8 protein-coding genes and 1 pseudogene are annotated in these 7,534 nt (G+C 68.3%); 2 read left to right on the top strand and 7 right to left on the bottom strand.

Annotated features, from left to right (window positions below):
• Positions 1-138 precede the first annotated feature (138 nt).
• The 7 genes and pseudogenes from ABZT12_RS38990 to ABZT12_RS38960 all read right to left on the bottom strand — a co-directional run bounded on the left by ABZT12_RS38990 (position 139) and on the right by ABZT12_RS38960 (position 5,489).
• Positions 139-672, bottom strand: coding sequence for a hypothetical protein (locus ABZT12_RS38990; RefSeq protein ID WP_356394539.1), 534 nt, complete (start codon positions 670-672; stop codon positions 139-141).
• Positions 673-861: 189 nt separating this feature from the next.
• Positions 862-1,196: pseudogene (locus ABZT12_RS38985) on the bottom strand (YnfA family protein).
• Between the two features lie 306 nt (positions 1,197-1,502).
• The gene (locus ABZT12_RS38980) at positions 1,503-1,949 is read right to left on the bottom strand and encodes a MerR family transcriptional regulator (protein WP_356394536.1); all 447 of its coding nucleotides are present in this window, start codon (positions 1,947-1,949) and stop codon (positions 1,503-1,505) included.
• Entirely contained in the window at positions 1,946-2,281 is a 336-nt protein-coding gene (locus tag ABZT12_RS38975; protein ID WP_356394533.1) for a hypothetical protein, read from the bottom strand. Before ABZT12_RS38975 ends, ABZT12_RS38980 begins: the two co-directional genes overlap by 4 nt.
• A gap of 427 nt (positions 2,282-2,708) precedes the next feature.
• Positions 2,709-3,896: a transposase gene (locus ABZT12_RS38970; RefSeq protein ID WP_356394530.1), complete on the bottom strand. Its 1,188-nt coding sequence runs from the start codon at positions 3,894-3,896 to the stop codon at positions 2,709-2,711.
• 281 nt (positions 3,897-4,177) lie between these two features.
• Positions 4,178-4,699, bottom strand: coding sequence for a hypothetical protein (locus ABZT12_RS38965; protein WP_356394527.1), 522 nt, complete (start codon positions 4,697-4,699; stop codon positions 4,178-4,180).
• Between the two features lie 52 nt (positions 4,700-4,751).
• On the bottom strand, positions 4,752-5,489 hold the full coding sequence (locus ABZT12_RS38960; RefSeq protein ID WP_356394524.1) for a hypothetical protein: 738 nt from the start codon (positions 5,487-5,489) through the stop codon (positions 4,752-4,754).
• Between the two features lie 312 nt (positions 5,490-5,801).
• Here ABZT12_RS38960 and ABZT12_RS38955 point away from each other — a divergent pair, with 312 nt between their 5' ends.
• A complete protein-coding gene (locus tag ABZT12_RS38955; RefSeq protein WP_356394521.1) occupies positions 5,802-7,166 on the top strand; it encodes a glutamate decarboxylase in 1,365 nt (454 codons plus the stop codon).
• Between the two features lie 93 nt (positions 7,167-7,259).
• A partial coding sequence (locus tag ABZT12_RS38950; RefSeq protein ID WP_356394518.1) for a hypothetical protein occupies positions 7,260-7,534 on the top strand: 275 nt, incomplete at its 3' end.

The following is a 7,534-nucleotide window of genomic DNA, read 5'->3' as shown; positions in this document are numbered from 1 at the left end:
GGCCATCGAGGCGTACTCGATGGTGCTCAACTCGGCGGCGGCGCCCGGCACTTCGGCGCGCAGCAGTCGGGCGGCGGCCGGGGCGGGTGTAGCCGCCGACCCCCCACGTCTAGGAACCGCCGAGGGATGCCGTTCAGCTCAGCACATCGTGACAGTGGCCGTCGCATCCGCGATGTGAGCGGTCTCGAACCCGGGCCTCGCTTCGAGTTGCCCGTCCCTGCCTACCCGCACGAGTGTTGCTTGGACACCGCTGGTGCGGAAGGTGTACTCACCGGGGCCCTGGCAGTAGAAGCGGAAGGGCACGGAGGTCACCGCACCGTTCATGGGGACGTCAAGGCCGAACTGATCCGCCTTGATGACTTCATTCCCCTTGCGGATCTCGAACTGACCGGAGATCAGGCACCGGCTCTCGTTCCAGCCGATTGTCTGACCGGCGTAGCACTTCACGTCGGCGGAGCCGTTGGCCCCGCCGTAATCGCCGAGGCAGATCTTCCAGTCCGCAGCAGTCCAATTGTTGGAACTGCGGTTGTCGGTCTTGCTGGAGCATCCCTCGACTGAGAGACGGGAACCGGCGGCCTGGGCGGCAGCGGCGCCTGGCGAGGGTACGAAGAGACCTGCCAGCAGAACGCCGGCCACAGCGGTCGAAAGCCGCTGTCCTGAGAGGAGTTTCATGCCTCATAGGTAGTGGCTGACGTTGCCTCAACGGGACCCAGCCAGGACGACGTCACTCATACGAGCCGCCCACACCACCTCCGGGTGTGAAACCGCAGCTCACCGCCACGAGGCGCGCGCTGGCGCGCGCCCCAAGGGCTCACCCTCAGAGATCACCACCGTTTGCGGGTGATGACAGCGTTCTTAGGGTCAGTGGCTGCGAGGGGCGTACATGATCACGGCCATGCCCGCGAGGCAGACAAGGGCGCCGATGACGTCGTAGCGGTCGGGCCGGTAGCCGTCGGCGACCATGCCCCAGGCGATCGACCCGGCCACGAAGATCCCGCCGTACGCGGCGAGGATGCGGCCGAAGTTGTCGTCGGACTGAAAGGTGCCACCACCCCGTACAGGCCCAGGGCGATGACGCCAGCGCCGATCCAGACCCAACCCTTGTGCTCGCGGATGCCCTGCCAGACCAGCCAGGCGCCGCCGATCTCGAACAGAGCGGCGACAACGAACAGGGCAATGGAACGAGCGACAGTCATACCGGCGGACCCTACCGGCGGTCCGCGCTCGTGATCTTCAGCGGGTCTCCCGGCGCCTTGCAGCCACACCCGCCCTCACCAGCGGTTTTGACCGTGCAGGAGCAGGGGCGCTGGCGCTGGCCAAGCCACCAGGTTCCGGCGGCGAGCACAGCCAGAACGAGGGCGACGGCAGGCAGCCACCCGACAACTGCTCCGGCGCCGGCGCCGACGACGCCCGCCGTGATCAGAACGGGCAGCGCGCAGCATGCCACGCAGGCCAGGGCGGCCAGGCCCCCGAGCGCCCTGGGGGCGCGTCGGGGGCGGGGGTCAGCAGCAGGGTCCGGCATAGCGGCTCTCCTCGGCGAGGTCGGTGAAGGGGATGGGGCAGCAGGCACTTGACGCGCAGACGGTCAGGTCGTCGCAGCCCGCCTCGACGGCGGCGGCCAGGGCGGTGCGGATGATGGTGAGGTCGGCGATCTTCGCGTCGACCTCGGACAGCTTGGCCGCGGCCCGCTCCTGGAGCCCCGCCACGGGGCGGCCGTGCCGGTGGCGGCCGGCCTCCAGGAGCTCGGCAACCTCCTCCAGCGTGAACCCGAGGCGCTGGGCGGCTTTGATCACCCGCAGCGCGGTCACGGCCTCCTCGCCGTACTGGCGGTGGCCTCCGTTGGTGCGTTCCGGCTCGGCCAGCAGGCCGCGCCGCTCGTAGTAGCGCAGGGTCTGGATGTTCACCCCGGCCGCCTCGGCGACCTGTCCGCTGCGCAGCCCCGCGCTCACTGCTGCTCCCCGGCGGCAGCGGCCCGCGCGGCGAGGGCGTCCAGGACCGTCTCGTGCGCCTGGTCGACCGCGATGTCCAGACCGACCAGGTCTTCGCCGGGGGTGGTGGTGAAGGTGAAGAACGAGCAGCAGCCGCTCTCACGCGCCACCAGATCCCGGATCCGCTCCTCGGTACCCGGGCCGCCGACCAGGCCGAGACGCAGCCGCAGCGGCTCGGGCCTCAACAGGGAAGCCAGCCGCTCGGAGAACAGCGCATCCCAATCAGCGACCCGCAGGGGTCTCTCCTCGGTGGGCAGCGTGCAGGACTGCGGCACCCACGCCAGATCGCTCATCGCACTCACTCCTGTCGTCACGTCCCGCAGGGCGGGTACACCTCCGACGGTAAACCTGTACCTGGGTACCGGTTGCAAGCCCGGCGGGGCTTGGGTGGGGAGATCCACTGAACAGGTGGGGGTCACCCCGAGCAGAGGTGGCCGTTTTCCAGGAGCGCCATCAGCGCGCCCTGGTCGGGCTCAGCAGCGAGTGCCTGTTTCTGAACCCGTCCGTGCAGGTGAGCAGGGATGAAATGAAGTACAGGTGGGTGGCGCCCGTTCGCGGAACGGTCACTGTGACGGTTCCGCGAACGGAACGCCTGGGACGCCTGGTGCCAGAGCAATTGGCGTCAGGTGGAAAACCCTGGCCATAGGGCGCTGTTGATGGCCGCGACTGCGGCCTGGAGGACCCTGTGTCCGAGGGTCCCCAGATCCGAGGCGGGATCTCTCAGTCCTCGATCCTCTCCCTCCCCTCCTCGCTCATGACAGCGAAGCCGGGCTGGGTTTCCCCGACGGGACCCAGCGCACCCGCAGCGGGACTGGGGAGGTCGGCGAAGGTGTGCAGAATCCTCTTTTGGCGGTGCTGGCGGGTGGGGTTGCTCTTCAGCGGCCCGGAGACGGTGACCTGGTGCTCGCGGGCGGCTTGTTCCAGGTGAGGCAGAGAGGTGTAGCCGGCGTCGACCAGGTGCTCGGCGGGGAGCAGTCCCCGGCGGGCGAGGCGGGTGTGGATGCCGGGCAGGACCTGGCTGTCGTGGGTGGTGGCTGCGGTGGTAGCAACGTCCGTGATCACGTTGGGGCGGTCGGGGGCACAGGTCTCGGTCAGATGGGCGGTGAACCCCTTCCAGCTGATGATGTGTCCGTGGCGTGCATAGCGGGCCGACGTGTCGTAGGGAGAGATGATCGCCTGGGAGGAGGGCGGCAGTCCGGGCCCGCCTTCCTTCTCGGCGGTGCGCCAGCACAGGCGGCCCGCGGCGTCGCGGTGGTAGTTCTGCACCGTGATCTGGCGCAGGGCCTGGACACGAGAGCCCGACGCACGGTCTGCTCCGTGCCGGTGGAGGTGTTCCAGGAGCTGGACGGCGTCGTTTCCGGTGGCGAGGATTCTGGTCTTGGGCTTGGTGGGGTTCTTGCCCAGGCGGACCGGTCGGCCGTAGCGGCGGCCCCAGTCCTCATCGACCAGCCCGTCCAGCAGGTGAGGAGAGATGCCGGCGACTTCTTCGAGTGCCGCGCGGACCGCCTCGGTGACCAGCTCCAGGCGCGTCAGGTCCCGCACCGCGGCCAGGACGTGGGTGGAATCGGTGCGCTGCGTGGTGCGCTCGCTCACCAGCCCGGCTTCCTTCAGGCGGGCCAGCGCCAGGTCGAGAAGGCGGTCGGCCCGGCCGTCCTCGGTGAGGCGGTCCCGGAAGTCGGCCAGCACGCTGTGATGGAAGCCAGGGTCGTCCAGCTCCATGGCCAGCGCGTATTTGAAATCGATGCGGCAGCGTACCGCCTCGGGGGCCTGCCGGTCCGACAGACCGAGTACGAATTGCAGCACACAGACCGTGGCCAGCTGAGCAGGCGAGAGACCCGGACGCCCGTCGCGCGGGTACCAGTCAATGAAGTCCTCGTCGCACCACAGGCCATCCAGCCGGTCACGCACCCATATCGCCGTCGTACCAGCCGGGTTGCTCGCCCGCGCGATCTGCACAGTCAGAGGCGGGACTTGCTCACCGGGACGGGGGCGGAGCGACAACGGGCACCTCGACAGCTGCATCGGGCATCGGAACTACCCGAGCATGCCCGTTGACCATGCTGCCGCACCGGGAAACTCCAAGATCCCCGACAGAGTCTAGCTGACGTGCGCCCACACCCGTGGTCTTGAGCATCTTCTTCCGCGAGTCGCCCTCCGGGACCTCCTGTTTGCACTCCAGGTACTTTCCCTCACCGTTCGCAAGGAGAAGCTGCAGCTCCGGGCCGTGCTGCTCCCAGACGACCGAGGCGTCGCGGGTGCGCCCGTAGGTGGGGGCGGGGAAGTGGCGCTTCCTCGATCCAGGACGCGACCGCGGGGACACGGCCGTGTCGCTGGAGTGCGCCGGCGACGTTGTGCAGGGACTGCAGCAGCCGGTCGGAGCGCACTTCGGGGAGGAACGCGAGGACCCGGCCCGCGGCTTCGGCGGCTGCCTCCGGCTCGGGACGGTCCCTCACCGCATGTTGGATGGCGACGTCGGCCGTGTACAAGGCCCTGTTCCTGGCGAAGGCGTTGCCGTGCAGGAGAACGGCCTGTTCAGCGCCGGAGGCGGCGCGTTGGTGCTGGCCGAGGTCGGCGCGGGCAAGGCATTCCAGGCCCGCGAGTTCGCCGGGTGCGTAGAAGTCGAGCCAGGGCGGATCGGTGTCGGCGGGGCCTTGGGCGTAGAGGGTGTGGGCGCGGACGATCGCTTTGTCGGTGGCGCCTGCCTCGCGCATGTTGAACAGAGAGAGACCCAGCACCACCACCGACCAGCTGCTTCGGATCCGACTACCCTGCCGGCTCTGACTCCATACGCTCGGCCAGGAGCAACGCCGCGCCCGCGAAGAACAGCACAGCGCCAATCAGGGTGCCGAGGTTCGACACCGGCGCGCTCAGCAGATCGGTCGTTCCCGGCTCGACGAACGCGGCCACGGCCGACACGCCGAATGCGATCGAGCCCGTCAGGTTCACAGCGGTGATCCACCAGCCGACCGAGCGGCTACGCCAGGCCGCCCAGCCGTGGCAGACCTCGAACCAGGCGAGCACGCTCGCGACCAGAAAGCACACGGACCCGACGGCGTCGGGCCGCCAGACGTGGCGGCGGTACTGCGTGGAACTGATCGCCGCTCCAACCGCCACCGCGGTGCTGACGTTGAACGCCAGCGTGCCGACGAACTGCCACGCCGTCGCCCACCAGTCGATTTGATGCGGCAGGTACACCAGCACGCGGTGCCCGCGGTGCCCGCGGGGCCGCGCGGCGGCGGGCGCGGCGTCGACCGCCTCCCGGTACTGCAGGAAACCGGCCGCAGTGAAGAAGATCGAACCGATGAAGAACGACAGCCCGTCGGCCCGTACACCCATGGCGGCGGCGTAGGCCGGTACCACGCCGAGAGCGAAGAGCAAGGAGCCGATCGCGAACAGGACCCCGATCCACCACCCGCGCTCGCGCGGAGCCCACCAGACATTGCGGCCGGACGGCCGAGGCGCGAGGTGCTTGCGATGCCAGCGCGACTCCCAGTGCTCCAAGCTCCCGTCGGAGCGGCCCCTCTCACGCAACGTCACGAAGCGCCGGAACCCGGCCTCTCGTTCGGGGCCGACACGCTCGCCAGGCACCCTTGCCTCCCGCTGCTGTGCTCCGACTTGGCTCTGGGTGATCAGGCTAAGACTCCGACGTGCTGTTCAGGCGTCGACACCCTGATCAAGCCGCGTTGCTCATACGCGCGACCTGCCCCATATGGAGCCCTCAGCTCAGCAGATCTGCACTCCTCCGGATGTATTCCGAGCCCGATCCACGGGTCCCGGGCATCGCCCCCGCGCCGGAGGCGATTGAATCTCGGTATGACCAAGAGTGATGCCGCGTCCCTGTTCGGCAACCGTTTCCTGACCGTGCCCGCTCCCTCGGAGACCTTCCCCGAGAAGGGCATGGCCGCGACGGATGCAATGAGGCTCGTGGATGTGGATCTCGCCATGGAGGGCGACCCGCAGCGCAACCTCGCCACGTTTGTCACCACGTGGATGGAGCCAGAGGCGCAACGGATCATCGCCGAGAACCTCCACCGAAACTTCATCGACCACGCGGAGTACCCCATCTCCGCCGAGATCGAGCAGCGCTGCGTGCGCATGCTCGCGGACCTCTTCCACGCACCGGGCAAAACCACCGGATGTCGGACCCAGGGCTCGTCCGAGGCGATCATGCTCGGCGCGCTGTCGCTGAAGTGGAAGTGGCGCGAGCGCCGCCAGGCGGCCAACCTGTCGGTCGACCGGCCCAACCTGGTCTTCGGCGGCGACGTCCACGTCGTGTGGGAGAAGTTCTGCCGCTACTTCGACGTCGAACCGCGGATCGTGCCGCTTGCCGAAAACAAGTACACGATCGGCCCGGAGGACGTGGAGCCCCACCTCGACGAGAACACGATCGGTGTCGTCGCCGTCCTCGGCACCACGTTCACCGGCCACAAGGACGACGTCGTCGGGATCGACAAGCTCCTGCGGGACGTCCACAAGGAACGGGACCTCGACATCCCGATCCACGTCGACGCCGCCAGCGGCGGCTTCGTGTGGCCCTTCCTCTACCCGGACTCGAAATGGGACTTCCGGCTCGAGCGAGTCCGCTCGATCAACGTATCGGGACACAAGTACGGCCTGGTCTACCCCGGCATCGGCTGGCTGGTCTTCCGCGAGGAGTCCGACCTGGCCGAGAACCTCGTGTTCTACGAGAACTACTTGGGCAAGACCGACGCGACGTTCACACTGAACTTCTCGACCGGCGCGTCCATGGTGCTCGCCCAGTACTACAACTTCGTACGGCTGGGTCGCCAGGGCTACACCTACGTCATGGAGACGATGCAGAAGAACGCCCACGCGTTGGCGGACAACCTGCGGAGCAGCGGTCGCTTCGAAGTGATCGGCAGTGATCTCGAGCAGCTGCCGCTGGTCGCTTTCCGCCTCGCCTGCAAGCGCGCCTACGACGAATCCGACATCGCCTGGCAGCTCTCGGCCGAGCGCGGCTGGATGGTGCCGGCGTACACGCTTCCGCCCAACGCCGAGCGGGTGAAAATCCTGCGTGCCCTGGTCAAGGAGACCCTGAGCCGCGAGCAGATCGATCGCCTGACCCAGGACATCGCCGACGCGTGCGACACCTTGGACCACAAGGGTGGGACCACCGAGGTCGAGCGGGCCCAGATCAAGCAAGGGCCGGGCTACTGACGCCCGCAATCGGCACCCCTCTGGGACGGGGGGCGGAGTCGTTCCCAGGGGCGAGGAGCAACGTCGCCGGGCGCGTTTCCCATGGTTCTCGCGATGGTGGTGATCTACGCGCTGGTGAGGGAACCCACCATGTACCAGGCCTCCGGCTGTGACCACGCCCGCCGCCGGTACTACAGCCGGGGGTTCGACAGGAAGTGGAGAGGGGTAAACCCGCCGCCGCTCACCGCGCTTGGAAACGTCCTGGCTGAGGGCTTGCGTCCCCGAGATCACCTGAGAAGCCGTCCTCTTACCGGTCTTGGAGTGTGTCGGTCGGACGGGCTTTCGAGGTCGGCGTCCGGATCGGGTGATCTTCGTTTGATGCAGGCATG

The sequence above is a fragment of the Streptomyces sp. NPDC005423 genome (assembly GCF_040606415.1).
GTDB lineage: Bacteria > Actinomycetota > Actinomycetes > Streptomycetales > Streptomycetaceae > Streptomyces.
The sequence above is the reverse complement of the archived record's forward strand: the minus strand, read 5'-3'. Positions and strand labels throughout refer to the sequence as shown.